Source organism: Polynucleobacter sp. HIN5 (assembly GCF_030297555.1).
Classification (GTDB): Bacteria; Pseudomonadota; Gammaproteobacteria; order Burkholderiales; family Burkholderiaceae; genus Polynucleobacter.
This window is the reverse complement of the sequence record NZ_AP028136.1, coordinates 226253-253193: the sequence shown is the minus strand read 5'-3', so window position 1 is coordinate 253193 and position 26941 is coordinate 226253. Positions and strand designations below refer to the sequence as shown.

The window sequence follows — 26941 nt, the reverse complement described above, 5'->3', positions numbered from 1 at the left end:
ACATGGTGATGATTAAGGCCCTCTGATGATGAATAGAAATCTACTCGATATTGTGGTTTGCCCGATTTGTAAGAGCTCGCTCCATTTGGATGAAGATAAACACGAGCTCATTTGCAAAGTCGATAAACTTGCTTACCCAATTCGCGATGACATTCCGGTCATGCTAGTTGATGAAGCGCGCAGTCTCAGTTCTGAAGAAACTGCTGCTCTCTCTAAATAATTACTTGCGATGACCGTATTTACCGTTGTAATCCCGGCGCGTTTAGCATCGACACGGCTTGAGCGCAAAGCGCTTGCGGATCTGGGTGGTAAACCAATGGTGGTGCGTGTGGCCGAGCGTGCAAAACAATCCAAAGCAAAACAAATTTTGGTTGCCACCGATGCCGTTGAGATTGAAGCTGCCTGCCATGCGGCAGGATTCAATGTCCTCATGACTCGTGCAGATCACCCTAGTGGTACCGATCGGATTGCAGAAGTTGCCTCTCGCTTAGGGTTAGATGATGAGGCACTGATTGTGAACGTGCAAGGCGATGAGCCTTTAATTCCGGTGGAGCTCATTAATCAAGTGGCTGACACTCTGGCAGCGAATTCAGAGTGCGTGATGAGTACAGCCGCTGTAGCCATTCAAAGTGCTGAGGAAATTACCAATCCCAATGCGGTGAAAGTAGTCCTCAATCAACAACGCGAAGCCTTGTACTTCTCGCGAGCAGCTGTGCCCTACGATCGCACTCAATCGTCACCTACTTACTATCGCCATATCGGTATCTATGCCTACCGCGTGGGTTTTCTAAAAAAGTATGCCCAACTTGCAACATCTCCATTAGAGATTGCAGAGTCTCTAGAGCAATTGCGTGCACTCTGGCACGGCTACCGTATCGCAGTACACCTCGTCTCCGAATTGCCACCAGCCGGCGTAGACACCCTCGAAGATCTTGCGCGGGTGCGTGCCTTCTTTTAAGGGATTTCGCTAAGAAGCAGGTCCCAATAAATCTGCCCTAAGTCGGTGCAATCAATTAGACTATAGGGAATGAAAAAATAAGACAGGGGATGACATGCGCTTAATTTTGCTAGGTGCTCCAGGTGCGGGCAAGGGAACGCAAGCCCAATTTATTTGTGAGAAATTTGGTATTCCGCAAATCTCCACTGGCGATATGCTGCGCGCCGCCGTTAAAGCGGGTACCCCCCTCGGAATAGCTGCCAAGAAAATTATGGATGCGGGTGGCCTGGTTTCTGACGACATCATTATTGGCTTAGTCAAAGATCGCTTAACCCAGCCCGATTGCCACAAAGGCTATCTCTTTGATGGCTTCCCACGGACCATTCCACAAGCACAAGCCATGAAAGATGCCGCTGTGCCGATTGACTATGTACTTGAGATTGATGTGCCCTTTGATGCCATTATTGAGCGCATGAGTGGTCGCCGCGTGCACCCCGCTTCTGGTCGCTCGTATCACATCAAATTTAATCCCCCAAAAGTCGATGGCAAAGATGATGTAACGGGTGAACCCCTTATTCAGCGCGATGATGATCAAGAGGCGACTGTACGTAAGCGTCTGCAGGTCTACACGGATCAAACGCGCCCACTAGTGGACTACTACTCAAAGTGGGCGAGCGAGCCAGCAAGTGCTGGGGTTAAAGCACCTGCCTATCGCAAAGTATCTGGTACAGGTTCGGTGGAGGATATTACTAGAGCAATTTTTACTGCTTTGGCTTAACTGAAGGCTTGATTGACCCACCCAAGGGTTTCTCAATTGGGTAATGCTGCAACTCATAGCTTTCGATTGCGCTGAGCAACACTTCAAATTCCTCAGCCTCTTGGGAATTCATCTCTGGTGGATGCTCAAAAAATTGTGAAGCCCGCTCAAGAGCATCCCAATAATTTTGCTCATTATGAATTTGCAAAAAATTCATTTCAGTAAAGCTACTTCAGCTCTTTGAGAGCACTCTCGAACGACTCCAGATCGGCAAAGCTGCGATAGACTGATGCAAAGCGGATGTAGGCGACTTTATCTAAACGCTTAAGTTCACGCATGACCAGTTCGCCAACCCGCTCACTAGGGATTTCTTTTTCGCCGGAGGCCATCAGTTTTTCTTCGATGCGTCCGATCGCATCATCAACCGCATCCGACGAAACCGGGCGTTTGCGTAACGCTAAGCGGATCGAGCTCACTAATTTCTCATGGCTGTACTCCACTCGACTGCCATTTTTTTTCACAATCGCAGGTAGACTTAACTCGGCTCGCTCATAGGTGGTAAAGCGCTTATCGCAGGATGCGCAGCGCCTGCGGCGTCTGACCGAATCGCCCTCGTCCGATACCCGGGTATCCATCACCTGGGTATCGTCACTATGGCAAAACGGGCAGCGCATGAAACCTAATTTCCGTAGACGGGGAAGCGTTTAGTGAGTGCATTCACTTGCTCGCGCACCTTTGCCAAATGATTGGCATCATTGGGATGATCGAGCACATCCGCAATCAGTTGCCCCACTTGCTTGGCTTCGGCCTCTTTAAAACCGCGCGTGGTCATCGCGGGTGAGCCCAAGCGAATCCCACTCGTTACCATGGGTTTTTCAGGATCATTGGGAATCGCATTTTTGTTGACGGTAATGTGTGCAGCGCCTAATGCGGCCTCGGCTTCCTTACCGGTAATTTTCTTGGCACGTAGATCGACGAGCATCACGTGCGACTCGGTTCTACCAGAGACAATCCGCAGGCCCCGCTCAATCAACGAATTTGCTAAGGCTTGCGCATTGGCAATTACCTGCTTTTGATAGTCTTTAAAGCTAGGCTCTAAGGCTTCTTTAAATGCCACCGCCTTCGCGGCGATTACATGCATTAAGGGGCCACCTTGCATACCTGGGAATACCGCAGAGTTAATGGCTTTCTCATGCTCAGCTTTCATGAGAATGATGCCACCGCGTGGACCACGTAGACTCTTATGCGTCGTTGAAGTTACCACATCCGCATAGGGCACTGGATTGGGGTACACACCTGCAGCGATCAATCCTGCGTAGTGCGCCATGTCGACCATAAAAATGGCACCGATCTCTTTAGCCACTTTTGCAAAACGCTCAAAATCAATCTGCAAAGAATAAGCGGACGCACCAGCAATGATGAGTTTTGGTTTTTTCTCGCGCGCTAAGCGCTCCATTTGCTCGTAATCAATCGCTTCGTTTTGATCGAGTCCATAGGAGATCGCGTTAAACCATTTACCGCTCATATTAAGGGCCATACCATGCGATAAATGTCCGCCCTCAGCAAGGCTCATGCCCATAAAGGTATCGCCAGGCTTTAAAAAGGCTAAGAAAACCGCTTGATTAGCCGATGCTCCGCAATGGGGTTGCACATTGGCGGCGTCGGCTCCAAACAATTTCTTGACCCGATCGATCGCCAATTGCTCAGCCACATCGACAAATTCACAGCCGCCGTAATAGCGCTTGCCGGGATAACCCTCGGCATATTTGTTAGTTAACTGCGAGCCCTGAGCGGCCATCACTGCGGGCGAAGTATAGTTTTCAGAGGCGATGAGCTCAATATGCTCCTCTTGACGACGGTTCTCGTTTTGGATGCTAGTCCATAACTCAGGGTCAATGTGCGCTAAAGTGTGCTGACGATCAAACATGGTGGCTTCCTAATTAATCACAAATCGATACCAAAATACGACAATTAAACTGCGGCAATCCGTTAAGGATTGGCTAAAATTACCCTCCATAATACAAAGTCCTTATGAACCCTACTGAAGACCTTTCTATTCTGACCCTGGTTCTCAATGCCAGCATCTTGGTCCAAGCGGTCATGGTGTTGCTCTTGAGCCTCTCTGTAGCCTCGTGGACCATCATTTTTCGTAAGGGCTCAAACTTACGCGCAGCGCGGCGTGAGACGGAGCGCTTTGAGCGCGATTTTTGGGCGGGCGGTGACTTACAAACCTTATTTGAGGCTGCCCAGCGCAAAATGAATAGTGCCGGCAGTCAAGCCAATGCAGCGGTTTTAGAGCGCATCTTCGCTGCCGGGATGCAAGAGTTTTTAAAAGCCAAAGAAATCGATGCGGCACGGCGCGCGATGAAAGCCGCCTATCAACGTGAGATGGATCGCTTAGAGGCCAATCTACCCTTCTTAGCATCCGTTGGCTCGGTGTCACCCTATATTGGACTCTTTGGAACAGTTTGGGGCATCATGCACGCCTTTCGAGGCTTGGCCAATGTGCAACAAGCCACTCTCGCCTCTGTTGCCCCAGGCATTGCAGAAGCGCTGGTAGCCACTGCAATTGGTTTATTTGCAGCCATCCCCGCCGTCGTGGCGTATAACCGTTACTCCACCGATATTGATCGCCTCTCGATTCATTTTGAATCCTTTATCGAAGAGTTCACGAATATTTTGCAACGCCAAGGCGCTCGCCTCTAAACCCCATGGCGAGCCGTTCATCCTTTCGCTCCTCTCGTCGGAAAGCGATTGCGGACATCAATGTAGTGCCCTACATCGATGTGATGTTGGTGCTCTTGGTCATCTTTATGGTGACCGCACCGCTCGTTAACCCCGGAGTGGTCAATCTTCCAACCGTCGGTGGCGCCAAGGTGCAAGCCCTACCCCCGGTCTTTATTACGATTGGTGCTGATGAAGCCATTACGATTCGTAAAGAGGGCGAGAGCGCACAAACTATTTCTAAATTAGAACTTGGTGCCTTTGCGCGCTCTCAAGCTGAAAAGTCTGCTGAGCAACCGGTGGTACTAGCAGCCGACAAGTCCATTAAATACGAAGTGGTGATGGATGTGATGTCACGCCTAAAAGAAAACGGCGTCAAACGCGTGGGATTAGCCGTTCGCAGTCAGTAATGATGAGTCAATATGAGTAGCGTGACCCTTAACGCCTCCTGGCAGTTTCATGCGGATCGTGAACCAGGCACTACCAAAGCATTTGCACTCTCCTTAGGGGCCCATCTTTTTCTCATTGCGCTGCTGACTTTGGGGATTCATTGGAAAACGAGTTCTAGCCCAGCTGGCGTTGAGGTCGAGCTCTGGGAGGCGAGTGTTCCACCTCCAAGTGTGACACCCGCCCCGAAAATGGATATCAAGCCCGAAGCCGCTGAGATCGTCATTAAAAAAACTAAACCACCCCCCGAGCCACCCAAAGAGGTGGTCAGAAAACCCGAGCCCAAGCCGGAGAAGAAAGCAGAAACCAAGCCACCTGAGAAAAAAGTGGATCCCAAAGAAGACGCAGCCGCTAGAAAAGCAGCTGCCGCGGCAGAGAAAGCACGCCTGGATCAATTAGCCCGTTTAAAAGCAGCTGCAGGTGCCGAGGGCGGTAGCAGTGGCAAAGTGGGCGATGGCGTGGGCGCAGGTGGTAATGCCCCGCCCGGCTACGCCGATCGGGTCCGTAAGAAGATTAAGCCCCTCATCGTCTTTAATACGGAGTCCACCAGTGGTAATCCAACGGTGGTGGTGATAGTTGATCTCGCTCCCGATGGCATGATTTTGAAACGGGCCGTGACCTCGCCCAGCACGGATCCAGCCTGGGATCGTGCGGTCCTAATTGCAATTGATCGCGCCGAGAGCCTGCCGCGGGACGAAAACGGCAAAATCCCCATGCGTCAGATCAAGTTGACCTTTAAGCCCAAGGATTAACTTCTAGGCCATTGCAAGCGGCTAGAATAATGTCCATGACATATGAGCGCATTCGTATTGCCTCCCTGCTAATACTAACTATTTTCATGGGACTATTCACTGCCCCCGTGAACGCTCAAATGAACATCGAGATCAAGGGTGTTGGTCAAACCCTCTATCCAATTGCGGTTTCCCGATTTAAAGATGAGGACAAATTACCGGTCAAGATTTCTGATGTGATTCGCCAAAACCTCACACGCAGTGGTTACTTCCGAAATATTGAGCTTGGTAACGGTGTTGAGGACGATCAAGTGATTCCCAACTTCAAAACGTGGGCGGCGCGCGGAGCCGATGCCCTAGCCGTTGGCTCAGTCACCCAAAAATCTCCTGGCCAGTATGAGGTTCGTTACCGCTTATACGATATTCGAAAGGGTGAGAGCCTCAATGGTTTGATCGTGTCAGCAAGCGAGGATAACTTGCGCCTTGCGGCCCACAAGATTTCAGATGACATCATCTTCAAACTTTTGGGTGAACGCGGCGTATTCTCCACCCGTCTGTCATATGTCATGAAAGAGGGTAAGCGCTATCGCTTAGTCATCTCGGACGCCGATGGTCAGAATATGCGCAACGCGCTCAATAGTAGTGAGCCCATTATTTCAGTTTCGTGGTCACCCGATGGTCAAAAGATTGCTTATGTATCCTTTGAGGATCGTAAGCCCATCGTTTATGTCCACGAGCTGGCGAGCGGGCGTCGTATTGTTCTTTCCAATGAGCGAGGTAATAACAGCGCCCCATCCTGGGCGCCTGACGGTAAGAGCTTAGCGATCTCGCTTTCTAAAGATGGTAATACGCAAATCTATCGAGTCAATGCCGATGGTAGTAATCTGCGACGCCTCACTCAAGGCAATACGATTGATACCGAACCGCAGTTTTCTCCAGACGGTAAGTTCATTTATTTCACGAGCGATCGTGGCGGCAATCCACAAATTTATCGGATGAGTGCCGATGGTGAGCGCGGCGAACCAGCCAAACGAATTAGCTTTAAGCAACCCTATGCAACCTCAGCACGCATCTCGCCCGATGGTAAGTACTTAGCTTACATCGGCGGCGCGGGCGGCGGCTTTAAGCTCTTTTTAATGAATCTCCTCACGGGTGATAGCACACCCATGACCGATACCAGCTTTGATGAATCCCCAAGCTTTGCCGCAAATGGTCGCTACATTTTGTACTCAACCCAAGTCGGGGGTAAAAAAGTATTAGCGGCAGTTTCTGTGGATGGCTATGTCAAACAAATTTTGAGTGTTCCAGGATCCGATGTACGTCAACCATCCTGGGGTCCATTTATGGATCGCTAATCCGCTTTAGTGATCCATAATTCAAGGCATAATACTAATCAGTTTGCAGTCCATCGGTTTAAAAACACCATCAATTTATACGAGGGAGAGCGCATGAAAACCACATCACCCCAGCGTCGCTTTGTACTGACCAGCATTTTGGGAGGCATCGGCCTACTCAGTGCATGCTCATCGGGCGTTAAATTAGATGACCTTAGCACCATGAAAACCGATGAGGCTAAAGGTAGCAATATTGCTTCTCAACCCTGGAATGATCCAAAGAGTCCCCTCTTTCAGCGCAGCATCTATTTTGACTTTGATGAATACACCATCAAGCCCCAATATCAAAATATGCTGCAAGCTGGTGCTGCTTTCTTAAAGCAAAACCCCCAACAAAAGATCATGATTCAGGGCAATACCGATGATCGTGGTACCGCCGAATACAACCTTGCCCTTGGTCAGCGTCGCTCGGATGCGGTTCGTAAAGCCCTCGCCGCACTGGGCGTACCCGATAATCAAATGGAAGCCGTGAGTCTTGGAAAAGAAAAACCCAAAGCAGAAGGTAATACTGAAGCTGCATGGGCTGAGAACCGTCGTGCTGACATCATTTACATCACCAAATAAGAGCAAATCGCTTGACCGTTATCTCCAAATTTACTCGTACCGCTCTTACGATTACAGCAGGAGCATTCCTTTCAAGTAATGCTTGGGCGATCTTCTCAGATGACGAGGCTCGCAAAGCCATTCTAGAAATGCGCAAGTCGGTTCAGGCCTCGCAAGGCGCTATTTTGGACCTACAAAATCAGATCGAGAAACTCCGTACAGAAAACGCCCAACTACGCGGCCAAGTCGAGACTCTACAAAAGCAAACGGATGATCTCACTAATAATCAAAAAACCTACTATCAAGATCTAGATAATCGACTGACTCGGTTTGAACCCCAAACCGTGGAGGTGGAAGGTGTGACTGGTGTGGTTCAACCCGGTGAGCGGTCTGCATATGAAGAGGCGCTCAATGCGTTTCAGAACAATCAGCTCAAAAAAGCCGATACCGATCTCAATACCTTTATCCGGAAATACCCATCTAGCCCTTATTTGCCCCTTGCACTCTTTTGGTCCGGCAATACTAAATACGCTCTTAAAGATTACAACGGCTCCATCAATCAATTACAAACTCTGATTACTAGGTTCCCAGGCCATCAGCGAGTGCCTGCGGCGATGTTAACCCTTGGCAATGCCAATCTTGAGTCGGGTAAGAAAGCAGTGGCCAAAAAGGTTCTGAGCGACCTCATCACCAAATATCCCGACTCTGAGGCTGCCAAAGAAGCAAAGCCGATTGTTACCAACATCAAGTAAGTAGATCCTGGGTTTCTAATTTTGGACTTTTCTGCTTTTAAGCATTCGTTTACTCAATCACAGGCACGCACACCCAATAGTTCTGCGGTCATTCTATTCTCCGGTGGCTTGGACTCTACGACCATTCTGGCGCTTGCCAAACAACTAGGCTATCGCTGTTATGCCCTCTCAGTTCATTACGGCCAAAAGCACTCGTCAGAGTTGGATGCTGCAAAAAAGATTGGGCAATCATTTGGTGTTGAGCGCCATGAGGTCATTCACCTGGATCTTGCCCGCTTTGGTGGGTCCGCCCTCACTGACGAGATGCTGCGTGTTCCAACCGAGGGCGATCCAAAGACAACAGACATCCCGATTACCTATGTACCCGCTCGCAACACCATCATGCTCTCGATGGCCCTAGCCTGGGCCGAGTCTCTGGGAAGTATTGATGTGTTCTATGGTGCTAATGCAGTGGATTACTCGGGGTATCCAGATTGTCGGCCTGAGTATGTGAAGTCCTTTGAAACCATGGCGAACTTAGCTACAAAAGCTGGGGTCGAGTCTATTGATGAGCAGCATCGATTCCGGATCCACGCGCCTATCATTTCCATGAGTAAGGCACAGATCATTCAACTGGGCCAATCCCTGGGCATTAATTACAGCCAAACGGTGTCGTGCTATCAAGCCAATCAAGAAGGCCAAGCCTGCGGCGTCTGTGAATCTTGTCAACTTCGTAAAGCGGGATTTAAAGAGGCTGGGGTAGCCGATCCAACGAGATATCAGTATTAAGTTGAGTCTTTACTTAGCATGCGCGCCACATAACGCGCAATCAGATCCACTTCTAAGTTCACGTGATCGTTTGCTTTGAGTTTGCCAAGTGTGGTGTGATCCAGGGTATGAGGAATGATATTGATTTCAATGGGGCATTGGGATTGATCTTTGGACCCTGCATGATTCACGGTTAGCGATACGCCATTCACCACAATCGATCCTTTGTAAGCCAGATAAGGAGCCAATGATTGCGGGGCATCGATTACCAACTTCCATGAGCCATATACATCGCCTTGAACGGGAGTAAAGGATTGAACTGTACCTATTCCATCGACATGGCCACTAACCAAGTGGCCTCCAAGACGATCATTAAATCGTAGAGCCTTTTCTAGATTCACAGAACCAAGTTTGTCGAGTCCTGTTGTTTTTGAAATCGACTCCTTAGAAACATCCACATCAAAGGCGTTGGCTTGCATAGTCGTAACCGTCATGCAGGCGCCATTAAGGGCGATACTATCCCCGATCGCCACATCATCAAGATAGTTGGCAGGGGTTGTGACGGTTAAATGGAGGCCATCCCCTTTGGGAGCGAGATGAGTAATTTCACCAATCGCGGTAATGATTCCAGTAAACATGAATGCACTATATCAGTTTGGAAGGCAGGCAATACTATGGACGTACAGCGCGTATGCGCAGATCATCTCCGATCAGAGTATGTTCAACAATTCTCCAAGAATCCCTCTGTGATAGTTCTTGAAGCAGTCCAATATTGACCATTCCTAGGCCCTCACCCAAGAAGCAAGGTGCCTGATAGATGAGAAGCTCATCCACACACCCCTCGCGAATGAGCGAACCATTTAATTTGTGACCTGCTTCGACATGGACTTCATTGATCTCACGCTCTTTAGCCAAATATGCAAAAAGTTTAGGCAGGTCTACCTTACCCTTTGCATTCGCAAGTTGCACCACTTCAATACCGCGCCCCGCCAACTCTTTTTGGGTTTTCTGTAAGTGGCCTGACTCTGGATTAGCGCAAACGATGATGGCATTTCCATCATGCAGCACCTTAGCTCCTAACGGAATCTCCAATTGCGAATCCACAATCACTCGTAATGGCTGACGCTGAGTGCTCACCTCACGTACCGTGAGAGCTGGATCATCTTCCCTGACCGTACCCACCCCCGAAAGAATGGCGCATGCTTGGGCCCGCCAATGATGACCATCGGCACGGGCAGCTGGTCCTGTAATCCACTGACTCTTACCATTGAGTAGCGCGGTACGACCATCCAAACTCGATGCAATCTTCATGCGCACATATGGAAGACCCTGGGTCATGCGTTTGATAAATCCAGGATTTAGTAAGGCCGCTTCATGCGCCATTAAACCAAGATCCACCTGAATGCCATGCTTTTGTAAGCTTGCAATCCCCTGACCAGAGACCTTAGGATTGGGATCTTGCATGGCAATAACCACACGCTGTGGCGAGAGTTTTATCAACGCATCACAACACGGGAGTGTGCGACCAGTATGCGAACAAGGCTCAAGCGTGACATAAAAGGTGCTGGCAGCAAACTCAGTGTCACCTGCTCCCAACCGTCGTGCATTAGCGATCGCCTCAATCTCAGCGTGCTGAGACCCCACTTGCTGGGTAAACCCCTGGCCTAAAATCTGTTCACCCTTGGTGATCACGCAACCCACCCGTGGATTGGGGTTGGAAAGATACAGGGCCTTATTGGCCTCCTCAAGCGCCAAGGCCATCATCTGTCGATCAAATGAACTAAATTGGGTCATAGCGCTATTAAACCCGATTTATTGATCTGACTAAATACACTAACAACCCAGCCCTTTTGGATTCGTTGCAGAATTTGGGTTACATATACGCCAGCGGCCACTTGCTGCCAAGATGACATGACGCTGCAGGGATGTGTTCTTGGTGTGAGCAAAAATCAAGCGATTAGCGACAAAGCCGCCATGTTTTGATTTCGCCCCGCCCGCAGGATTAAATCGAATCTGACTTTGGCCAGAATGTGGATCCATAAACCCCTTGGAATGAATCGCAATATTAGCAGGTAAGGAATGTCGAACAATCTTTTCTGGCGAGCCATTTATATCAAGGCCCTCAAGCTGCCAACCTGAATTCCAATTCGCTTCATCATCATTCCTTGCTCTTGGCTTTAAGAGCATATCGCGACCCCCATAGAGAGCGCGCTGTCTTGCAAACTGTGCGTGGTAAATGAACTGGCGCGCCGCATGCTCGAGCTCTCGCTCATAGAACTGATTTTGGATTTGAGGAACCCCAAACATCAGCAGCAAACTGATGAGCGCGATGACCACCATCAACTCCAATAAGGTATACCCCTGCTCCCCATACCCTCGCGAGTGAAATGAATAATATTCTTGTCCTCTACTCATAGATTAACTGCCAATTGATGCGGCTAAGGTGTTGACTGGCGATTTGATAACAGAGCGCGCTACGAAGCCGAATCCCTTGGCCAACTTCCATCTCGACTAGTAGCGTGTTCTTCATTGGATGTTTCTGTTGATGGACCATTTGTGTTGCACTCATGAGCTTTAGTCGACAGCCCTCCGAACCGAATACATCGAGGTCTTCCTGCGACGGATTAGGCTCATGAATCAATAATGTTCTGAGCCGATCTTCACACTGGGTTAAGAGCGCTTCTGCTCTCTCAAACTGGGACAGATATTGGACCTGGGTCGCTTGCGATTGAATCTCAAGGGCGATCACCGACTCTAACTGGGCTACCGCCCATGCCAGATAAAGTAAAAGACTCATCACCCAAAGCAATATCATGGGTTATAAATGCCATGGCGCTGACTAATGTAGCGCGTCTGCTCGATGACCCGCGTTGGGTTATTTGACCCTCCATGGGGTTGTACGCGCAGAGTAATGCCAACCAGGCCGCTTGGGGTCCGAGAGATAGTAGGCGCTTGGCTTAGTGAATGTGCTCGTACCCAGTTAATCTGCAAGGACTGAACCTTACTCAGAATTTCACCCTGATGTAACCGACCTTGACGATCGACGCTCTGACAAATCAGCGTCTGGGTTCGAGAATCATGCCGACTGGGTTCTACATAAAACCGCTGATAGGCCTGTTGTTTAATAGTGCGTTCGAGTGCTAATGGATTACCCATGCAGTCATACCCTAATTTGTCCGGAATATCTTGGGTAAGCACAATGGCATCAGAACCGCGAGAAGAGCCGCCTTTTTGGATGGTAATTGGGTTTACTGTCAATGAATTCTGCATTGAGCTAGATTGATAACCCGCACCTTGAATCGCTCGACTGATTAACTCCAGTGAGCGATCCATATTCTGTTGCAGCAAAACTCGATCCTCGAGCTGAGCGTGATGAGTAAGTACATGATGAACCAGCCATGCAGGTGGCAATAGCAAAATGGCGCTGAGTGTGAGTGCCGTTAAGCAGGCCAGTAAGGTCATCGTTTTGATCGAGGCGCATTGTTCGGTTGCTGACTTTTGAATCGATTGAGGTAAAGTGCAATTTCATGCTGGTTCTTTTGATGAACCCACGCTGCATGCGACTTCTCTAATTGAATAGCCTTCATGACCAGTTTTGAATAAACCATATGAGCAACCGTAATACTGCCCACGATAAGGGTCATCGCAATCAAAAGCTCAAATAAGACCATTCCAGATTCGGCTAAATGGTCATCGTTCATTAGGATTCTCCTGAAGTGGCTGATCCCAAAGATTGTTCCCAAATCCATAGGGCTTCACCATCAGCCTCTTCGGAAAATCCTGTTGTAGAGCCCTACTAAGAGCAAGAAGGCTTAAAATGACGCTCTATTTACGAATTCCATAACCATGCCAAGCTCACCATTACCAGCCATTAGCCCCGTTCATGAGATCGTGGCCGACCTTCGTGCTGGCAAGATGATCATCTTGGTTGATGAAGAGGATCGTGAAAATGAAGGTGATTTAGTTCTTGCCGCTGATCACGTCAGTGCTGAGGCCATTAACTTCATGGCCAAGCATGGTCGCGGTCTCATTTGCCTCACCCTCACGAAAGAGCGTTGCCAGCAATTAAACCTGCCTCTGATGGTTCGAGACAATGGCACTGCCCTAGGTACAAACTTCACGGTCTCAATTGAAGCCGCCAGTGGCGTAACGACTGGGATCTCAGCAGCTGATCGAGCACGTACCATTCAAGTCGCTGTTGCCCCAAATGCCAAACCAGCCGATTTAGTACAACCAGGCCATGTCTTTCCTTTAATGGCTCAACCTGGGGGTGTCCTAATCCGCTCTGGCCACACGGAAGCCGGTTGTGATTTAGCAAGTCTTGCTGGTTGCTCGCCCACTGCCGTGATTTGCGAAATCATGAAAGACGATGGCAGTATGGCACGCTTGCCCGATCTCATCGAATTTGCTAAAGAGCATCAACTCAAGATTGGAACGATTGCGGATCTGATTCAGTATCGCAGTCAAACGGAGAGTATTGTGTTGCGCGAAGGCGTGCGCGAGTTTGCCAGCCCTTGGGGTCGATTTACGGGTGTAGTGTATCGGGATACGCCGAGTAACTGCTTACACCTTGCACTGGTTCAAGGAGACCCGCAGTCCGCTGAAGAATCGATTGTGCGGGTTCATGAACCGGTTACTGTTTTGGATCTTTTGGATATTGATCAATCCACGCATTCCTGGCCATTGAGTAAAGCCCTGCAGGTGATCGCCAATGCACCGTGTGGCGTTGCTGTTTTACTCAACGCTGCCGGAGTTGCGGCTCCCAATGAGCTCAAATGGCTTTCGCAGTTTGAGAAGTTGACTCAATTGGACCAGGGCTCCAATCACAACCCATCAAAACCATCGAGTCAATCCGGTGCGGAGCGTAAAACGGATTTCCGAAGTTACGGAATTGGGGCACAAATTCTTAAAGACTTAGGTGTGCGCAAAATGCGTTTACTAGCTAACTCCTCTAGAGTGCCGAGTTTATCTGGCTATCAGTTGGAAATTGTTGATCACATCCCCTACACACCCATCTCATCTTGAGGAATACCGAATGAACGATATCGATGTCTTTGAGGCTGACTTAAATGGCCAAGATCTAAGAGTTGCGATCGTGCAAGCTCGTTTTAATGAAGAGCACTGTAAAGCCCTGTCTGAGGCCTGCATTACCGAGCTACTGAACCTAGGCGTGGCTCATCACGATATTCAATTGGTGACCGTACCTGGCGCCTTAGAGATTGGCTTTGCCCTCTCCCAGCTTGCGAAGACCCACGAGTTTGATGCCATGATTGCCCTGGGCGCTGTCATTCGGGGGGAGACCTACCACTTTGAATTGGTCTCTAATGAATCTGCGAGTGCCATTACTCGCATTAGTTTGGATCACGACATTCCGATTGCCAATGGGGTGCTAACGTGTGACACAGACGATCAAGCATTTGCACGCACCCTCGAAAAGGGTCGTGATTGTGCGCGAGCTGCGGTTGAAATGGCCAATCTCGCCCTAGCCATTAATCCTGACCTTGATATTGAGTCAACATAAATCATGACCGCTGGATCAACCTCTAAGCCAAAGCGCTCGCTCACGCCGCGGCGACGCGCCCGCGAGTATGCCTTACAGGGTATTTATCAGTATTTGGTGATTCAAAAGGCGGGCGAGCTAAGCGATGCCCCTTTAACAATCAGTGCGATCACAAAACAACTTGGCGAAGATCCGGCATTTAAAAAATGTCAGGGTGATTTATTTGCAAGCATCTTCCAGGGAGTGATTGGCCAACACCAAGAACTCGATGCATTAATTATTCCGGAATTGGATCGACCCTTGGCTGAGCTATCACCAGTCGAGCATGCTGCAATGCTGATCGGCACGTATGAGTTAGCTGCTGATCTATCGGTACCCTACAAAGTGGCAATCAATGAAGCAGTTGAATTAGCAAAAACCTTTGGTGGTACCGATGGCCATAAATACGTCAATGGGGTTTTAGATCAACTTGCCCAAAAACTGCGGCAAGCTGAAATCGTCACGAACTAAACGTTACCGCCTAAACGGCGCGCAACGTTACGTAACTCTTCACGTTGTGAAAATACCTTGTGGGTATAGGTACCAATACCGCTCGCTGCATTGGGAGCGCCCAAATAACTCTTTAAACCATCCTCAAGCGATCCAGCACGAGCGATACAGGCCTTCAAAATCAGAGCTCCCACCCGAATATTGGCTTCAGGGATAAAGGCAGCTAACGGACCGCCATAGGGTTCAAATTTCTCTTGATGGACGTGAGTTCGAACCTGCATTAACCCTTGGGCACCGGCACGGCTCTCAGCACGGGGGTTTAGGCTGGATTCTGTCGCCATCACAGCCAAAATTAAGGTAGGGTCTAAGTTAACCTCTTTACTCACCATCATGGCTTGATTGACGTAGTGAAGCGTATCTTCCATTGAAATACCAAATTTTTTGGCCAAGTGATCGGCAACCGCGCGACGCTCATTCTCAGTTCGCAATATGGAGCGATCGATCGCACTCAAGTCGACCAAATGCCCGGGGATTTGGGATGCAGGCCCTGCAATCGAGGGGATGCTCTGTGGGCTTGAGCTCCAAAACTTGAGCTGATTCGCGGACTCATCGGCCGTCAAGATCTCGGCGCTATCGGCACCAAGGATGAGCGCGCGGGCTTCGGCGGGAACTAAATAGTGGGCAAGATCAAAAATTCCGGCACCAGTGCGGGGACCAAGTAACCAAAGAGCAAGAACAGCAGCAACCAAAAATGCAAAAAGACGCTGTATGAGCCTAGCTAAAGATGCAGAGGCTAAGTGCTGTTCAATCCCAATTGTCTTTGGCAAATTAAATGGTTTCATCGTTTGGGTCGCATTGCAATAACAGGAATTCAGTCAATTAAACTCTTTTATATTGCAGTGCAACAACTATTAAACATGCCGCATCTTAGAAACCCCTATATAACCTGTCAAGAATAAAGAAATAGTTTTATATATCAATTAATTCATATTATCGGTTTAAACCCTAATATGATGCGCTACTGAATATAAAAATATCAATTAAAACAATGATTTAATTAAGTTAGTCAACACTCATTCCTCATCATGAAAAAAACATTCATTCGGGGCATATTTTCATATTTTGGAAAAAAATACATACCATTCTAACTACCTATAGGCTGTCAAGTGAGTCAAATCCACTATTGGTAGTAGTTTTTAGAAATCAGCATTCGCTCCATAGGCAATACGTTTGAGTATCTATTTTTGTATGTTTGGAGCCAAGCACCCCACTCTCTGGAGCCAATCATTGCCAATAATCCTCCGCTGCGGTTGGGATTACACTAAGCCATCGAAACACATCCACTCAAAAGAAAATTATCATGAACGCTCCTAACTCAATTGCTGACATCAGTAAGCTCCTGAAGAACCCCGATCTTTTTCATGAGGATGCGTTTATCAACGGCCAGTGGGTGAAAGCGTCAGGGAACGCTCGATTTGCCGTTTCCAATCCCGCCAGCGGTGAAATCATCGCTAAGGTTGCTAATTTAAATGGGTCGGATGCCCAAGAAGCGATCTCGGCTGCCGAGTTGGCTCTAAATGCCTGGAAAGGCAAGCTGGCCAAAGAGCGTGCTCAGGTCATGCGCAAGTGGTTTGAGTTAATTCTGGCCAATGCGGATGATCTCGCCACCCTCATGACTCTTGAGCAAGGCAAACCCCTTGCCGAAGCTAAGGGGGAAGTGGTCTACGGCGCTTCCTTTGTAGAATGGTTTGCCGAAGAAGCCAAACGCGTCATGGGGGCGATTCCAGCAACCACCTGGAGTGATAAGCGCACCATTGTTTTAAAGCAAGCCATTGGGGTCTGCGTCGCCATTACACCCTGGAACTTTCCAATTGCCATGATTACTCGCAAAATCGCTCCGGCAATGGCAGCCGGATGCACCATCGTGATTAAGCCTGCAGAACAAACTCCGCTTTCAGCACTCGCAATTGCGGAACTAGCGAATCAAGCAGGGGTCCCGCAAGGGGTCATTAATATCGTGACCTCCGATGCTGAGCAATCCATTGCGGTTGGTAAGGTCCTTTGTGAATCCCCAACGGTACGCCATCTATCGTTTACCGGCTCCACAGAGGTGGGTCGCATTCTGATGGCGCAATGCGCCCCAACGGTCAAGAAACTCTCCTTAGAGCTTGGTGGTCATGCGCCCTTCATTGTGTTTGACGATGCCGATATTGATGCTGCCGTATCGGGCGCAATGAGCTCCAAATACCGAAATGCCGGGCAAACTTGCGTTTGCGCCAACCGGTTTTATGTACATAAAAAAGTACACGATGCGTTTGTAGAAAAGTTAGCCCTTGCAACCAAAGCAATCAAAATTGGAAACGGTCTAGAGCAAGGCGTTTCTCAAGGGCCTCTCATCGATCAAGCCGCCATTGAAAAGGTGGAGCGACATGTAGCGGATGCAATTAGCAAAGGGGCGCGACTTATAATTGGCGGTAAACGTGCAAGTTTAGGTGGAACGTTTTATGAACCAACGGTTCTTGCTAACGTTACCAATACGATGCTCATTACCCATGAAGAAACCTTTGGTCCGGTTGCACCGGTCATACCATTTGAGAATGATGATGAAGTGATTCGACTGGCCAATAGCAGTCAATTTGGTCTAGCGTCTTACTTTTACAGTCGGGATATTGGTCGGGTTTGGAAGGTCGCTGAAGCGCTCGAATTTGGCATGGTGGGAGTCAATACCGGACTGATCTCAAATGAAGTAGCCCCATTTGGGGGGGTCAAACAATCTGGCTTAGGCCGCGAGGGTAGCTCTTGGGGAATCGACGAGTACCTTGAAATGAAATACGTCTGTATGGGTCTTTAAGACTCACCCTTACGATAGAGCAAATCCCAAACCCCGTGACCCAATTTAAGACCACGGTTCTCAAATTTGGTCAGCGGGCGATACGAGGGCTTATCGACAAAACCCTCATGTATCCCCTGTAACTGCTCCGCCGTCCAATCAATACCACCGATAGTTTGATCCTGATCGATACCGAGAATGGCTCCTAAGCGAACTTTTTGAGTGGATTGATTTCGTAATAGAGGGTGGTGATTGAGAACCAAGAGCATTTGCTCCGCGTAATGCTGCCAATCAGTGGCCAAGTGAAGATAGCCATTGGGCTTTAATCGGGAAACGAGTAGTTCTACAAATTCTTTTTGAATTAAGCGGCGTTTATGATGACGCGTTTTATGCCATGGATCCGGAAAGAAAATATGAACCCCATCCAAAGAACTGGGTGCAACCATCCGTTCGAGTACCTCAACAGCATCATGGGAAATTAAGCGAAGATTATGTAGATCCAACTCACCAATGCGTTTAAGAAGCGCGCCAACCCCGGGCTCATGAACCTCAAGGCCTAAAAATACATCGTTGGGACGAACCTGTGCAATCTGAGCGGTTGACTCTCCCATGCCAAAGCCGATCTCGACAATGCGGGGGGCATTCTGATACGACGGACCAAATACTGACCAATCAAATAATGTATCTTGATATGGAAGTAGGAATTGATTGCCCAAGGTTGCAATCGCATGCTCTTGGGCATTTGTAGTACGACCTGCTCTACGAACAAACGAACGAATTCTTCTATGAGGATGATTCGATGGCAGGAATTTATCCATGCCTTTTTATTTCAATAGAACTCGAAAGTAAGAGATTGTCTCTTTCAAGCCGTCCTCAAGGGATACCTTGGGCTTCCACCCTAATTTAGCTTTCGCTAAGTCGATGTTCGGTTGGCGCTGCTTCGGATCATCCGATGGCAATGGTTGATGAACAATCTTGGATTGACTACCAGAAAGCTTGAGAACCATCTCGGCAAGCTCAAGCATGGTGAACTCTCCGGGATTGCCAATATTGACTGGACCCGTAAAGCCAGCTTCTGTGGCCATCATCCGAACCATGGCATCGATTAGATCATCCACATAACAAAAACTTCGGGTCTGAGAACCGTCTCCATAAATCGTGATGTCTTTACCTTGCAAGGCCTGCACGACAAAGTTGCTCACGACCCGACCATCATTGGGATGCATCCTTGGGCCATAGGTGTTGAAGATACGTACCACTTTGATATCGGTTTGGTGTTGACGAAAGTAGTCAAAAAATAGGGTTTCAGCACAGCGCTTACCCTCGTCATAACAGGACCGAATGCCAATCGGATTGACTCTGCCCCAATAGCCCTCGGGTTGAGGATGCACCTCTGGATCACCATATACCTCACTCGTAGAGGCTTGCAAAATACGGGCGCGCGTCCGCTTAGCGAGACCTAGCATATTAATCGCACCGTGCACACTGGTTTTAGTCGTTTGCACGGGATCGTATTGGTAATGCACTGGAGAGGCGGGACACGCCAAGTTATAGATCTGATTGACCTCGACATACAAAGGAAAGGTCACATCATGGCGCATGATCTCCAAATTAGGATTACCCATCAAGTGCGCAAGGTTCTGTTTGTTGCCAGTAAAAAAGTTATCCACTACCAAAACATCATTACCCTCCCGAACCAAGCGTTCAGTCAGATGAGAGCCTAAAAAGCCAGCTCCACCGGTGATGAGGATTTTGTTTTGATTAATTGTCATAGATATCTTTCAGAAATTTTAGATTACTGCGAATTTTATTCCTAGGACCTTTTAGGCTTTTGAGATAGTTCTTGCGCAGGCATATCCCAACTCGTTGAGCGATAGGCAAATACAACCTCAACCAATATAAGTGTTAGAGAAACCACAAATGAGACCAAACCCGCAACAAACGTGATCAGAACATAACCCACATTGACTAATTTGCCAGCACCGGTTTGTACTAAAAACAGCTCAAGAACAGTCAGCGAAATTAAAACGCCTGCCAAAACATCAAAGAAAATGGCTAGAGTACATAATCTTCCCCTGGTCTTGAACTCATCAATTTCTTTCTCATAATGCGTTTTTAGCTTTTGACTGAGTTGATGATCGCCGTATAGCTGATTCTGAATAAAGCGCATCCGATCTACATTACGCGCTAGTCTTGCTGTGATCGCAGCAACTAAAGTAGCGACAGCCGTTAGGAGGAAGACGGGTGCTAAGGCCAACTGAATATTGGCTTGAATAGCATCGATGGAAAGGTTCATATTTTTACTCTACAACGATCAGTTAGACCAAGCGACAAGACCGGTATACGAGGTCACCAAAACTAAAACGCCAAAAATAATACGATACCAAGCGAAGGGGATAAAGTTGTGATGCGCAACATAATGAATCAGCCAGCGCACACAAATAAACGCTGAAATGAACGCAGCGACAAATCCGACCAAGAGGGTAGGTGCAAACTCAGCAAAACCAAATGCTTGGGATGAGTTTGCAATCTTGAGTAACTCATACGCAGTTGCCCCACCAATGACTGGGATTGCTAAGAAAAAAGAAAATTCAGTTGCGACAGCTCTTGGTAGTCCAAAGAGCATTCCACCAATAATCGTTGCTCCTGAGCGCGAGGTGCCAGGTATCAGAGCTGCGCATTGGGCTAGCCCCACCTTTAGGGCATCAAGTGCAGTCAACTGATCAATGCTATCGATTTTCTTCATGGTCGACGCTTTGGTTTGACGGTACTCCGCCCAGAAGATCACAAAGGCACCCACAATGAATGCGCTCGCCACAGGAACTGGTGAAAATAGATGGGCCTTGATGAACTTACCAAAAATTAGACCAAGCCCCATGGCCGGGATACAGGCAATCACCACATGCAAAACAAACTTTTGCGATTGTTTACTCGAGAAAAAGGTATTGGTCACCTTGAATAGGCGCTCACGGTACTCCCAGCACACTGCCAAAATGGCACCAAACTGAATAATGATTTCAAAAGCCTTGCCACGGTCATCATTAAAATTTAAGAGATCCCCCACCAAGATCAAGTGCCCGGTGCTCGAGATAGGTAAAAACTCGGTTAAGCCCTCAACAATCCCGAGAATGAGGGCTTTGAATAGAAGTAATGGATCCATAGGCATCAATACTAAAGCCTTAAACCCCTAAACTCATTAACTTGGCGTTTGGGCTTAAACTTCGGATCATGCATTCAATGAAACGGTTCCCATTAATTACCCTCATTGGACTGGCTGGATGGATAATATCTAGCCAGGTACTTTCACAATCGAATCAGCAGCCAACCTCTAATCAAGGCTCCGTCACCGTAACACCGGCAAATAATGCATTACCCAAGACCTCAAGTCCTCAAGACCTTCTAAGGCTCGAAGCACCACCACAAACAGCGATCCCAATCCCACCGATTTCATCGAACCTAACGGATCCACAAAACCGTAAGGCGCTCGATGGCCGTACTTTGGATCTCCTTACCCTGTATCAAGAGGCTGCATTTAATGATCCAGTGATTAATAGTGCACGCTTTAATTTAGCAGCCCGAAAAGAGCTCTACTGGCAAGGGTTATCCGTATTGCTACCACAGGTTTCAGCTAATCCAACTGCTACTCGGTTTTTCCAGCACGGAGAGGGCAATATCCGAGTTTATGATCAGCGCAGCTATACCCTTACGCTAACCCAACCGGTCTTTAACTTAAGTGGGGTGCAGCTATTTAAACAAGGAGAGCTTAATAGCAAAATCTCTGATCTTCAGTTTTATCAAGCTCAGCAAGATTTGGTCATTCGAGTATCGCAAGCCTACTTTGATGTATTAACAGCTCAAGACAATGTTGAGCTTTTCAAGAGCAAAAAAGAGTTAATCCGTCAACAACTTCAGGCTGCAAAGGCCAAGTTTGAGATTGGCTCGGCTACGATCGTCGATGCCAATGATGCCCAGGCACGCTTTGATGTCGCAAATGCTCAAGAGATTGCTGCACATGCAGACCTAGTCGTTAAACGCGGAGTTCTCGAACAGCTGATTGGCCACCCGGTCAAGCACATTAAACCAATGGCAAAGGATGTTTCGATTGCTGGGGTGGTGGCTGATCCAAGGGCCCGCAATAAGGATATCAAAGGAGTACCAATTGCAGAAAGTGTCAGCCCCAAACTACCCCCAGGCCAAGCATTGGAGGACTGGATTACCCAATCCGAAAACGCCAACTATGGAGTACTGGCTGGTCAACTCAGTGTGCAATTAGCCGAGAGTGTATATAAAGGCTCTCTCGCCGCAAACTATCCAAGCGTTAACTTTGTTGGGACTGCGGGTTTTAATCAATCGAATGGTTCTGCTCTGAACTTTAACCCACTCCCAACACAAAATATTTATAACAACACTTTAGCGTTACAAATGACACTGCCTATCGTGTCGGGCGGATTTAATATGTCCGTCATCCGCCAAAACGCAGCGCTTTTTGATAAGTCGAAGGCAGATTACGACAATCTACGACGTACCGCTGCCCAGGCAACCCGCCAAGCCTTTACTGGATTCTATGGTGGCTTAGCTACAGTCAAGGCATTAGAAGCGGCTGAGAAATCCTCGGCTACCGCAGTGGAATCCAGCAAGTTAGGCTACAACGTTGGTACCCTCATTAACATCGATGTCTTAATTGCCTTAGATACGCTCTTCACCACACGCGCCTCACTCTACAAAGCCCGCTATGACACGATCATGAATGCTTTGCGCCTTAAGGCACAGGCTGCCAATCTGTCCGATGAGGACCTAATTGCGATTAATTCCTTACTGCGCTAATGATTGATATGCAATTAATCGTGCTCGCGAAAGAACTGCTCTAAAAGTAATCCGGCTGCATGCGAATCTAGAGCCCCTTGATACTGGGAGTCTTGTTCTAGCAGTACCGAGGAATAGCGCTCATCGATAAAGTAAATTGGCTTACCAAATTGCTTGGAAAGCTGTTTACCGAACGAGCGCGAGCGTTTGGTTATTGCATGTTCAGCACCATCTGGATGCAATGGTAAGCCTACCACTAGGCAACTCGGTTGCCACTCATGAATTAACTCTTGAATTTTTTGATATGTTTGATTGGGCTTGATATTTTGGATTACATCCAAAGCTTGAGCACTTCCGGTCAGCGAATTGCCAACCGCCACCCCAATCCGCTTAGTGCCGTAATCAAAACCTAGAACAATGGTTACTGGATTTGAAGCATCATTAGGCATGCCCCGCTTCTCCAGAAAGGCTTGCTAGATCAAAGCCCAAAACCTGCATTGCCCTTTGATAACGATCGGTATATGGCGTATCAAAAATAATCGTTTGCATTTGATCATTTGGGATAGCGATATTGATCCACCCATTGAGCGAAATCTCCTCTTCGAGCTGTCCTGCACCCCACCCCGCATATCCTAGTGTCATCAGAAACTTCTCAGGTCCAGAGCCATTCGCTACCGCCTCAAGAACATCTTTAGATGTGGTCATAGTGAGACCATCTGCAATGATTAATGAAGATGAGTACTTCTCCGCAAGATCAGTCGGATGCAGCACAAATCCTCGCTCAACCTGAACGGGGCCACCAAAATAAACTGGCTGATCAAGTAATGGGGCGATTTCAAGCTTCAGCTCGATTTTCTCAAACAGGGTTGAGAGCACAATATCGGTCGGACGATTGACCACCAGTCCCATAGCACCTTTGTCGCTATGTTCTAAAAGATACACCAAGGAACCTGAAAAATTTTCGTCTAGCATACCCGGCATGGCTAACAAGAACTGGTTAGCAAAGGAACTGAATGAGGGGAAGGCATTGGCTTGGCTCACAACTCATTCTAGCAAGCCTCAGGAATTCAGAAAAGTGATATTTTTCCAGTCAATTGATATGCTGCAATACCAATATATTCATGCAGTAGCTTATTCCACAGAAATGCACCCTCCGTTAAATCAAATTCGCGCCATTGCAAGGTATTCGCTGTTTGGTAATCCACTGGTACAGCAATCACCGCAATGCCTTGCTTTTCAAAGATTTTTACAGAGCGATACATATGACTCGCGGAGGTGACCAAAAGCCATGGTTTTAACAGTTGGTCTGGGGATTGTGGATAAATGGCATCGATAATCTTTTTGGAATAAACCGCATTTTCATAAGTATTGCGAGATTGATTCTCGTAAAAGGCAGTGGTGTTTGTTCTATCGGCAAGCCCTTGCTCTTGAATCAATTGTTTAAACGCATCCGCCTCTGACATCCCTCTTGGATTCACTCTGTCTGAAAACCCACTAAAGATAAATGGCTTATCTGGATATTTTCGAATGAGCTCTAGTCCCTTCGTAACACGCTCGGCCGATGATTTAAGAGATATCTCACCACGATCAACGGCAACATCTTCACCCTCGATAGCCCCACCCAAAATAATGATTCCAGCAAATTGGTCTGGATTGAGATTCTGAATCGATGGTTTGGGAACGGCATTTTCCAGAATGCGGATCAAAGACTCAGGAATAGGCATATACCCCACGCCCAGGAAGCCAATAACTGCAAGTGCCAAAAGACGATTGGTGAAGACGGGCTTGCGAATGGTAAGAAAAAACCATGCCAGAAGGGTAGCCAAGAAAATCAGGTTTAAAGGCTCAATTAGGAATTGAACAATCTTCGAAGTAATAAAAAATAGGCTATCCATGAGGGCATCATAATCAAAATCGCATTCCCGAATAAGATAGAGCCTATGACAAGTGCATTGGTATGGCTTCGACGTGATTTACGCCTATATGATCAGGCGGCTCTTCATCACGCCCTAAAACAGTATCAACAGGTCTGGGTCTGTTTTATCTTTGACACCTCGATCCTTACCCCCCTACTCTCCAAAGGCAAAGGCTTTGATCGCAGGGTCGATTTCATTTGGCAAACGATTGAAGATCTAGATAAAACGCTAAGAGCTCAAGAAAGCGGAATCATTTGCCGTCATGGTAACCCAATAGAACTCATCCCCGCCTTAGCTAAACAACTTGATGCACAAGCAGTCTTTACCAACCATGACTATGAACCCTCGGCAATTTCACGCGATGAGGCCATCGCACAAACGCTTGCGAAGAATGGCGTTGCGTTCCAGCATTTTAAAGATCAGGTTATTTTTGAGAAGACTGAAGTCTTAACTAACTCTGAAACCGTATTCTCGGTCTTTACTCCGTATAAGAATGCATGGCTTAAGAAACTAAACCCCTCAGACCTTGAGCCCTTTGTCTGCGATCTCCCTAATGCTGGCTTACAGGGTCGATATGCCCCCATTCCCAAGAGCATTGATACCGGCATCCCTTCGCTGGAATCCATGGGATTTAGACCGACAGGCATAGAAAAGTATCTACCCCCAAGTCAGAAGGGTGCTGAGCTCTTTTTGAGTGACTTTCTAAAACGAATTGATCAATACAACATTGGCCGAGACTTCCCAGCAACCAAAGGCGTCAGCTACCTCTCTACATACTTGCGCTTTGGTCTTCTATCAATCCGGGGCTTGGTTCGCGAGGCTCATCGTCGAATGCTTGCAGGCAGTCTTGGTGCAAGCACATGGCTGAGTGAGCTCATATGGCGGGACTTCTATTTCATGATTTTGGCCAATCACCCACGCCTTGCCGATGGCGAATCATTTAAGCCCGACTATGACAAGATTGTTTGGGAGCAAGGTCCCAAAGCACAAAAATTATTTAAGGCCTGGTGTGATGGCCAAACTGGTTACCCACTAGTCGATGCAGCCATGCATCAACTCAATCAGTCAGGCTATATGCACAATCGCTTACGCATGGTCGTGGCTAGTTTCTTATGTAAAGACCTCGGCATCGATTGGCGCTGGGGTGAACAGTACTTTGCAGAGCATCTGAACGATTTTGAGTTTTCCTCTAACAATGGTGGCTGGCAATGGGCCTCGTCTTCTGGGTGTGATGCCCAGCCCTACTTCCGCATCTTTAACCCTATCACCCAGTCTGAGCGCTTTGATGGTGAAGGAAAATTTATCCGCCGCTATATTCCCGCTCTTGAAAAGCTATCCAATAAATCAATTCATGCGCCCTGGCTTGCAGGTCAGCTTGAACTCGAGGCAGCAGGTATTGTGTTAGGCAAAGACTACCCCCGACCCATTGTCGATCATGATGAAGCCCGTAAGGCGACCTTGATTCGATACAACGTTGTGAAAAAAGTGGCTTGAGTAATGACGCGCGTCTTTGCGATTGGTGATGTACAGGGTTGCTTAAGGCCCCTTAATCAACTCATCAAGAAACTCCACCATGGCTCTAAATTCATTTTTCTGGGGGATCTCGTCAACCGTGGCCCAGATTCGCTGGGTACCTTGCGGCGACTCAAGCAACTTCAGGAAGAGGGGGTTGCCGAGTGTATTTTGGGTAATCATGATCTGAACTTATTGGCGTGTGATGCAGGACTTCGTGATACCAAGCCTCTTGATACGATTGATGATATTTTGGCTGCACCTGATCGTCGTGAGCTGATCGATTGGTTGAGATACCGTCCCATGGCACTGAGTAATGGCAAGGTCTTACTGGTGCACGCAGGGGTACTACCCCAGTGGAGCATTAAGAAAACTTTATCTTTGGCTCATGAGGTGGAGATTGCACTACGCCATAAAAACTATCGAGATTTTTTATCCCAAATGTATGGCAATACCCCGAATCGCTGGGATCCAAAATTATCTGGATTTGATCGTTTACGTTTAATCACCAATACCCTAACCCGGATTCGGTTTTGTACTCCTCAGGGCGAAATGGAGTTCAAGAGTAAAGAGGGATTAGAAAGCGGTCCAGCTGGCTATATCCCATGGTTTGAGGCGCCAGAGCGTAAAACAAAATCGATACCGATTGTCTTTGGTCATTGGTCAACACTTGGCTTACTCAATCGCCAAGGGGTGATCGGAATTGATACTGGCTGCGTATGGGGTGGCACCCTAACTGCAATCGATCTCGATCATTTGGATACCATGAACCGCAAGACTTTAATTGGAGATTCCGAATCGCTTACGATTAAGACAGTCAGTGTGGCGGGCTATGATCACCCGCTGCGGATGTGAGCGC

34 protein-coding genes are annotated in these 26941 nt (G+C 48.0%); 17 read left to right on the top strand and 17 right to left on the bottom strand.

Features of this window, described 5'->3' with window-relative positions:
* The first annotated feature begins 28 nt into the window (after positions 1-28).
* The 3 genes from QUE61_RS01385 to adk all read left to right on the top strand — a co-directional run bounded on the left by QUE61_RS01385 (position 29) and on the right by adk (position 1715).
* Complete coding sequence (locus QUE61_RS01385; protein WP_286226138.1) at positions 29-220, top strand: Trm112 family protein; 192 nt, start codon at positions 29-31, stop codon at positions 218-220.
* Positions 221-229: 9 nt separating this feature from the next.
* Complete coding sequence (kdsB, locus tag QUE61_RS01380) at positions 230-958, top strand: 3-deoxy-manno-octulosonate cytidylyltransferase (protein WP_286307175.1); 729 nt, start codon at positions 230-232, stop codon at positions 956-958.
* A gap of 94 nt (positions 959-1052) precedes the next feature.
* Entirely contained in the window at positions 1053-1715 is a 663-nt protein-coding gene (gene adk / locus QUE61_RS01375) for an adenylate kinase (protein ID WP_286307174.1), read from the top strand.
* On the opposite strand, the gene QUE61_RS01370 is transcribed toward adk, so the two are convergent.
* The 3 genes from QUE61_RS01370 to glyA are packed head-to-tail and all read right to left on the bottom strand — an operon-like array spanning position 1699 to position 3621.
* Positions 1699-1911 carry a hypothetical protein gene (locus tag QUE61_RS01370; protein WP_286307173.1) on the bottom strand — a complete coding sequence of 71 codons (213 nt, stop codon included), beginning with the start codon at positions 1909-1911 and terminating at the stop codon, positions 1699-1701. The two genes, adk and QUE61_RS01370, sit on opposite strands and share 17 nt — an antisense overlap.
* 10 nt (positions 1912-1921) lie before the next feature.
* Positions 1922-2368, bottom strand: a complete 447-nt coding sequence (gene nrdR / locus QUE61_RS01365; RefSeq protein WP_108507803.1) for a transcriptional regulator NrdR — start codon at positions 2366-2368, stop codon at positions 1922-1924.
* Between the two features lie 5 nt (positions 2369-2373).
* Positions 2374-3621 carry a serine hydroxymethyltransferase gene (gene glyA, locus QUE61_RS01360; RefSeq protein ID WP_286223949.1) on the bottom strand — a complete coding sequence of 416 codons (1248 nt, stop codon included), beginning with the start codon at positions 3619-3621 and terminating at the stop codon, positions 2374-2376.
* Positions 3622-3725: 104 nt separating this feature from the next.
* Here glyA and tolQ point away from each other — a divergent pair, with 104 nt between their 5' ends.
* The 7 genes from tolQ (at position 3726) to queC (ending at position 9053) form a co-directional block, all read left to right on the top strand.
* On the top strand, positions 3726-4400 hold the full coding sequence (tolQ, locus tag QUE61_RS01355) for a protein TolQ (protein ID WP_286307172.1): 675 nt from the start codon (positions 3726-3728) through the stop codon (positions 4398-4400).
* Positions 4401-4405: 5 nt separating this feature from the next.
* Complete coding sequence (tolR, locus tag QUE61_RS01350) at positions 4406-4828, top strand: protein TolR (RefSeq protein ID WP_286223947.1); 423 nt, start codon at positions 4406-4408, stop codon at positions 4826-4828.
* A gap of 12 nt (positions 4829-4840) precedes the next feature.
* Entirely contained in the window at positions 4841-5617 is a 777-nt protein-coding gene (gene tolA, locus QUE61_RS01345) for a cell envelope integrity protein TolA (RefSeq protein ID WP_286307171.1), read from the top strand.
* 35 nt (positions 5618-5652) lie between these two features.
* Positions 5653-6951, top strand: coding sequence for a Tol-Pal system beta propeller repeat protein TolB (gene tolB, locus QUE61_RS01340; RefSeq protein WP_458574716.1), 1299 nt, complete (start codon positions 5653-5655; stop codon positions 6949-6951).
* Positions 6952-7044: 93 nt separating this feature from the next.
* A complete protein-coding gene (gene pal, locus QUE61_RS01335) occupies positions 7045-7554 on the top strand; it encodes a peptidoglycan-associated lipoprotein Pal (protein ID WP_286307170.1) in 510 nt (169 codons plus the stop codon).
* A gap of 11 nt (positions 7555-7565) precedes the next feature.
* Positions 7566-8285 (top strand): tol-pal system protein YbgF, encoded by a 720-nt coding sequence (gene ybgF, locus QUE61_RS01330; RefSeq protein ID WP_286307169.1) that lies wholly within the window; start codon positions 7566-7568, stop codon positions 8283-8285.
* A gap of 90 nt (positions 8286-8375) precedes the next feature.
* The gene (gene queC, locus QUE61_RS01325) at positions 8376-9053 is read left to right on the top strand and encodes a 7-cyano-7-deazaguanine synthase QueC (protein WP_286308233.1); all 678 of its coding nucleotides are present in this window, start codon (positions 8376-8378) and stop codon (positions 9051-9053) included.
* Here the strand turns inward: queC and QUE61_RS01320 are convergent.
* The 6 genes from QUE61_RS01320 to QUE61_RS01295 are packed head-to-tail and all read right to left on the bottom strand — an operon-like array spanning position 9050 to position 12733.
* The gene (locus tag QUE61_RS01320; protein ID WP_286307168.1) at positions 9050-9670 is read right to left on the bottom strand and encodes a riboflavin synthase; all 621 of its coding nucleotides are present in this window, start codon (positions 9668-9670) and stop codon (positions 9050-9052) included. The two genes, queC and QUE61_RS01320, sit on opposite strands and share 4 nt — an antisense overlap.
* Before the next feature lie 34 nt (positions 9671-9704).
* Complete coding sequence (ribD, locus tag QUE61_RS01315; RefSeq protein ID WP_286307167.1) at positions 9705-10826, bottom strand: bifunctional diaminohydroxyphosphoribosylaminopyrimidine deaminase/5-amino-6-(5-phosphoribosylamino)uracil reductase RibD; 1122 nt, start codon at positions 10824-10826, stop codon at positions 9705-9707.
* Between the two features lie 39 nt (positions 10827-10865).
* On the bottom strand, positions 10866-11447 hold the full coding sequence (locus QUE61_RS01310) for a GspH/FimT family pseudopilin (RefSeq protein WP_286307166.1): 582 nt from the start codon (positions 11445-11447) through the stop codon (positions 10866-10868).
* The gene (locus QUE61_RS01305; RefSeq protein ID WP_286307165.1) at positions 11440-11829 is read right to left on the bottom strand and encodes a hypothetical protein; all 390 of its coding nucleotides are present in this window, start codon (positions 11827-11829) and stop codon (positions 11440-11442) included. The genes QUE61_RS01310 and QUE61_RS01305 overlap by 8 nt, the downstream gene beginning before the upstream one ends.
* 14 nt (positions 11830-11843) lie before the next feature.
* Positions 11844-12494 carry a hypothetical protein gene (locus tag QUE61_RS01300; RefSeq protein ID WP_286307164.1) on the bottom strand — a complete coding sequence of 217 codons (651 nt, stop codon included), beginning with the start codon at positions 12492-12494 and terminating at the stop codon, positions 11844-11846.
* Complete coding sequence (locus QUE61_RS01295) at positions 12491-12733, bottom strand: hypothetical protein (RefSeq protein ID WP_286307163.1); 243 nt, start codon at positions 12731-12733, stop codon at positions 12491-12493. The genes QUE61_RS01300 and QUE61_RS01295 overlap by 4 nt, the downstream gene beginning before the upstream one ends.
* 145 nt (positions 12734-12878) lie before the next feature.
* Here QUE61_RS01295 and ribBA point away from each other — a divergent pair, with 145 nt between their 5' ends.
* Genes ribBA through nusB form a run of 3 tightly spaced genes read left to right on the top strand, consistent with a single transcriptional unit; the run spans position 12879 to position 15042 of the window.
* On the top strand, positions 12879-14057 hold the full coding sequence (gene ribBA, locus QUE61_RS01290; RefSeq protein ID WP_286307162.1) for a bifunctional 3,4-dihydroxy-2-butanone-4-phosphate synthase/GTP cyclohydrolase II: 1179 nt from the start codon (positions 12879-12881) through the stop codon (positions 14055-14057).
* Positions 14058-14067: 10 nt separating this feature from the next.
* Positions 14068-14553, top strand: a complete 486-nt coding sequence (ribH, locus tag QUE61_RS01285; protein WP_286307161.1) for a 6,7-dimethyl-8-ribityllumazine synthase — start codon at positions 14068-14070, stop codon at positions 14551-14553.
* 3 nt (positions 14554-14556) lie between these two features.
* A complete protein-coding gene (gene nusB / locus QUE61_RS01280; RefSeq protein ID WP_286307160.1) occupies positions 14557-15042 on the top strand; it encodes a transcription antitermination factor NusB in 486 nt (161 codons plus the stop codon).
* On the opposite strand, the gene QUE61_RS01275 is transcribed toward nusB, so the two are convergent.
* On the bottom strand, positions 15039-15863 hold the full coding sequence (locus tag QUE61_RS01275; protein ID WP_286307159.1) for a lytic transglycosylase domain-containing protein: 825 nt from the start codon (positions 15861-15863) through the stop codon (positions 15039-15041). The genes nusB and QUE61_RS01275 overlap by 4 nt on opposite strands.
* Before the next feature lie 518 nt (positions 15864-16381).
* Here QUE61_RS01275 and QUE61_RS01270 point away from each other — a divergent pair.
* The gene (locus QUE61_RS01270; RefSeq protein ID WP_286307158.1) at positions 16382-17872 is read left to right on the top strand and encodes an NAD-dependent succinate-semialdehyde dehydrogenase; all 1491 of its coding nucleotides are present in this window, start codon (positions 16382-16384) and stop codon (positions 17870-17872) included.
* On the opposite strand, the gene trmB is transcribed toward QUE61_RS01270, so the two are convergent.
* From trmB to QUE61_RS01250, 4 genes are read right to left on the bottom strand one after another with little or no spacing between them, the layout of a single operon-like run.
* Entirely contained in the window at positions 17869-18669 is an 801-nt protein-coding gene (gene trmB / locus QUE61_RS01265; protein WP_286307157.1) for a tRNA (guanosine(46)-N7)-methyltransferase TrmB, read from the bottom strand. The genes QUE61_RS01270 and trmB overlap by 4 nt on opposite strands.
* Before the next feature lie 6 nt (positions 18670-18675).
* Positions 18676-19623: a UDP-glucuronic acid decarboxylase family protein gene (locus QUE61_RS01260; protein ID WP_286307156.1), complete on the bottom strand. Its 948-nt coding sequence runs from the start codon at positions 19621-19623 to the stop codon at positions 18676-18678.
* A gap of 41 nt (positions 19624-19664) precedes the next feature.
* Positions 19665-20147 carry a DUF2721 domain-containing protein gene (locus QUE61_RS01255; protein ID WP_286307155.1) on the bottom strand — a complete coding sequence of 161 codons (483 nt, stop codon included), beginning with the start codon at positions 20145-20147 and terminating at the stop codon, positions 19665-19667.
* Between the two features lie 18 nt (positions 20148-20165).
* Complete coding sequence (locus QUE61_RS01250; RefSeq protein WP_286308232.1) at positions 20166-21011, bottom strand: undecaprenyl-diphosphate phosphatase; 846 nt, start codon at positions 21009-21011, stop codon at positions 20166-20168.
* 68 nt (positions 21012-21079) lie between these two features.
* On the opposite strand from QUE61_RS01250, the gene QUE61_RS01245 reads away from it, so the two are divergent.
* A complete protein-coding gene (locus tag QUE61_RS01245) occupies positions 21080-22675 on the top strand; it encodes a TolC family protein (protein ID WP_286307154.1) in 1596 nt (531 codons plus the stop codon).
* Positions 22676-22689: 14 nt separating this feature from the next.
* Here QUE61_RS01245 and ruvX read toward each other — a convergent pair whose 3' ends face one another.
* From ruvX to QUE61_RS01230, 3 genes are all read right to left on the bottom strand, one after another.
* On the bottom strand, positions 22690-23103 hold the full coding sequence (gene ruvX, locus QUE61_RS01240) for a Holliday junction resolvase RuvX (protein ID WP_286307153.1): 414 nt from the start codon (positions 23101-23103) through the stop codon (positions 22690-22692).
* Entirely contained in the window at positions 23096-23635 is a 540-nt protein-coding gene (locus QUE61_RS01235; RefSeq protein ID WP_286227460.1) for a YqgE/AlgH family protein, read from the bottom strand. The genes ruvX and QUE61_RS01235 overlap by 8 nt, the downstream gene beginning before the upstream one ends.
* Before the next feature lie 86 nt (positions 23636-23721).
* Positions 23722-24549: a YdcF family protein gene (locus QUE61_RS01230; RefSeq protein ID WP_286307152.1), complete on the bottom strand. Its 828-nt coding sequence runs from the start codon at positions 24547-24549 to the stop codon at positions 23722-23724.
* A gap of 45 nt (positions 24550-24594) precedes the next feature.
* Here QUE61_RS01230 and QUE61_RS01225 point away from each other — a divergent pair, with 45 nt between their 5' ends.
* Positions 24595-26064 carry a cryptochrome/photolyase family protein gene (locus QUE61_RS01225; RefSeq protein ID WP_286307151.1) on the top strand — a complete coding sequence of 490 codons (1470 nt, stop codon included), beginning with the start codon at positions 24595-24597 and terminating at the stop codon, positions 26062-26064.
* A 3-nt stretch (positions 26065-26067) separates the two neighbouring features.
* Positions 26068-26937, top strand: a complete 870-nt coding sequence (locus tag QUE61_RS01220; protein ID WP_286307150.1) for a symmetrical bis(5'-nucleosyl)-tetraphosphatase — start codon at positions 26068-26070, stop codon at positions 26935-26937.
* Positions 26938-26941: the final 4 nt, after the last annotated feature.

Bases quoted from the DNA above. Each gene is read 5' to 3' on its own strand.
- QUE61_RS01230 (WP_286307152.1), bottom strand. From the start codon at position 24,549: ATGGATAGCCTATTTTTTATTACTTCGAAGATTGTTCAATTCCTAATT.
- QUE61_RS01255 (WP_286307155.1), bottom strand. From the start codon at position 20,147: ATGAACCTTTCCATCGATGCTATTCAAGCCAATATTCAGTTGGCCTTA.
- QUE61_RS01300 (WP_286307164.1), bottom strand. From the start codon at position 12,494: ATGACCTTACTGGCCTGCTTAACGGCACTCACACTCAGCGCCATTTTG.
- tolB (WP_458574716.1), top strand. From the start codon at position 5,653: ATGACATATGAGCGCATTCGTATTGCCTCCCTGCTAATACTAACTATT.
- QUE61_RS01295 (WP_286307163.1), bottom strand. From the start codon at position 12,733: ATGAACGATGACCATTTAGCCGAATCTGGAATGGTCTTATTTGAGCTT.
- QUE61_RS01220 (WP_286307150.1), top strand. From the start codon at position 26,068: ATGACGCGCGTCTTTGCGATTGGTGATGTACAGGGTTGCTTAAGGCCC.
- QUE61_RS01320 (WP_286307168.1), bottom strand. From the start codon at position 9,670: ATGTTTACTGGAATCATTACCGCGATTGGTGAAATTACTCATCTCGCT.
- adk (WP_286307174.1), top strand. From the start codon at position 1,053: ATGCGCTTAATTTTGCTAGGTGCTCCAGGTGCGGGCAAGGGAACGCAA.
- glyA (WP_286223949.1), bottom strand. From the start codon at position 3,621: ATGTTTGATCGTCAGCACACTTTAGCGCACATTGACCCTGAGTTATGG.
- ribBA (WP_286307162.1), top strand. From the start codon at position 12,879: ATGCCAAGCTCACCATTACCAGCCATTAGCCCCGTTCATGAGATCGTG.
- QUE61_RS01260 (WP_286307156.1), bottom strand. From the start codon at position 19,623: ATGACAATTAATCAAAACAAAATCCTCATCACCGGTGGAGCTGGCTTT.
- QUE61_RS01370 (WP_286307173.1), bottom strand. From the start codon at position 1,911: ATGAATTTTTTGCAAATTCATAATGAGCAAAATTATTGGGATGCTCTT.
- nrdR (WP_108507803.1), bottom strand. From the start codon at position 2,368: ATGCGCTGCCCGTTTTGCCATAGTGACGATACCCAGGTGATGGATACC.
- QUE61_RS01275 (WP_286307159.1), bottom strand. From the start codon at position 15,863: ATGAAACCATTTAATTTGCCAAAGACAATTGGGATTGAACAGCACTTA.
- QUE61_RS01310 (WP_286307166.1), bottom strand. From the start codon at position 11,447: ATGAGTAGAGGACAAGAATATTATTCATTTCACTCGCGAGGGTATGGG.
- QUE61_RS01270 (WP_286307158.1), top strand. From the start codon at position 16,382: ATGAACGCTCCTAACTCAATTGCTGACATCAGTAAGCTCCTGAAGAAC.
- trmB (WP_286307157.1), bottom strand. From the start codon at position 18,669: ATGGATAAATTCCTGCCATCGAATCATCCTCATAGAAGAATTCGTTCG.
- QUE61_RS01245 (WP_286307154.1), top strand. From the start codon at position 21,080: ATGCATTCAATGAAACGGTTCCCATTAATTACCCTCATTGGACTGGCT.
- QUE61_RS01250 (WP_286308232.1), bottom strand. From the start codon at position 21,011: ATGGATCCATTACTTCTATTCAAAGCCCTCATTCTCGGGATTGTTGAG.
- QUE61_RS01385 (WP_286226138.1), top strand. From the start codon at position 29: ATGAATAGAAATCTACTCGATATTGTGGTTTGCCCGATTTGTAAGAGC.
- tolR (WP_286223947.1), top strand. From the start codon at position 4,406: ATGGCGAGCCGTTCATCCTTTCGCTCCTCTCGTCGGAAAGCGATTGCG.
- pal (WP_286307170.1), top strand. From the start codon at position 7,045: ATGAAAACCACATCACCCCAGCGTCGCTTTGTACTGACCAGCATTTTG.
- ribD (WP_286307167.1), bottom strand. From the start codon at position 10,826: ATGACCCAATTTAGTTCATTTGATCGACAGATGATGGCCTTGGCGCTT.
- ruvX (WP_286307153.1), bottom strand. From the start codon at position 23,103: ATGCCTAATGATGCTTCAAATCCAGTAACCATTGTTCTAGGTTTTGAT.
- QUE61_RS01225 (WP_286307151.1), top strand. From the start codon at position 24,595: ATGACAAGTGCATTGGTATGGCTTCGACGTGATTTACGCCTATATGAT.
- QUE61_RS01305 (WP_286307165.1), bottom strand. From the start codon at position 11,829: ATGAGTCTTTTACTTTATCTGGCATGGGCGGTAGCCCAGTTAGAGTCG.
- QUE61_RS01235 (WP_286227460.1), bottom strand. From the start codon at position 23,635: ATGCCGGGTATGCTAGACGAAAATTTTTCAGGTTCCTTGGTGTATCTT.
- tolQ (WP_286307172.1), top strand. From the start codon at position 3,726: ATGAACCCTACTGAAGACCTTTCTATTCTGACCCTGGTTCTCAATGCC.
- tolA (WP_286307171.1), top strand. From the start codon at position 4,841: ATGAGTAGCGTGACCCTTAACGCCTCCTGGCAGTTTCATGCGGATCGT.
- nusB (WP_286307160.1), top strand. From the start codon at position 14,557: ATGACCGCTGGATCAACCTCTAAGCCAAAGCGCTCGCTCACGCCGCGG.
- ribH (WP_286307161.1), top strand. From the start codon at position 14,068: ATGAACGATATCGATGTCTTTGAGGCTGACTTAAATGGCCAAGATCTA.
- kdsB (WP_286307175.1), top strand. From the start codon at position 230: ATGACCGTATTTACCGTTGTAATCCCGGCGCGTTTAGCATCGACACGG.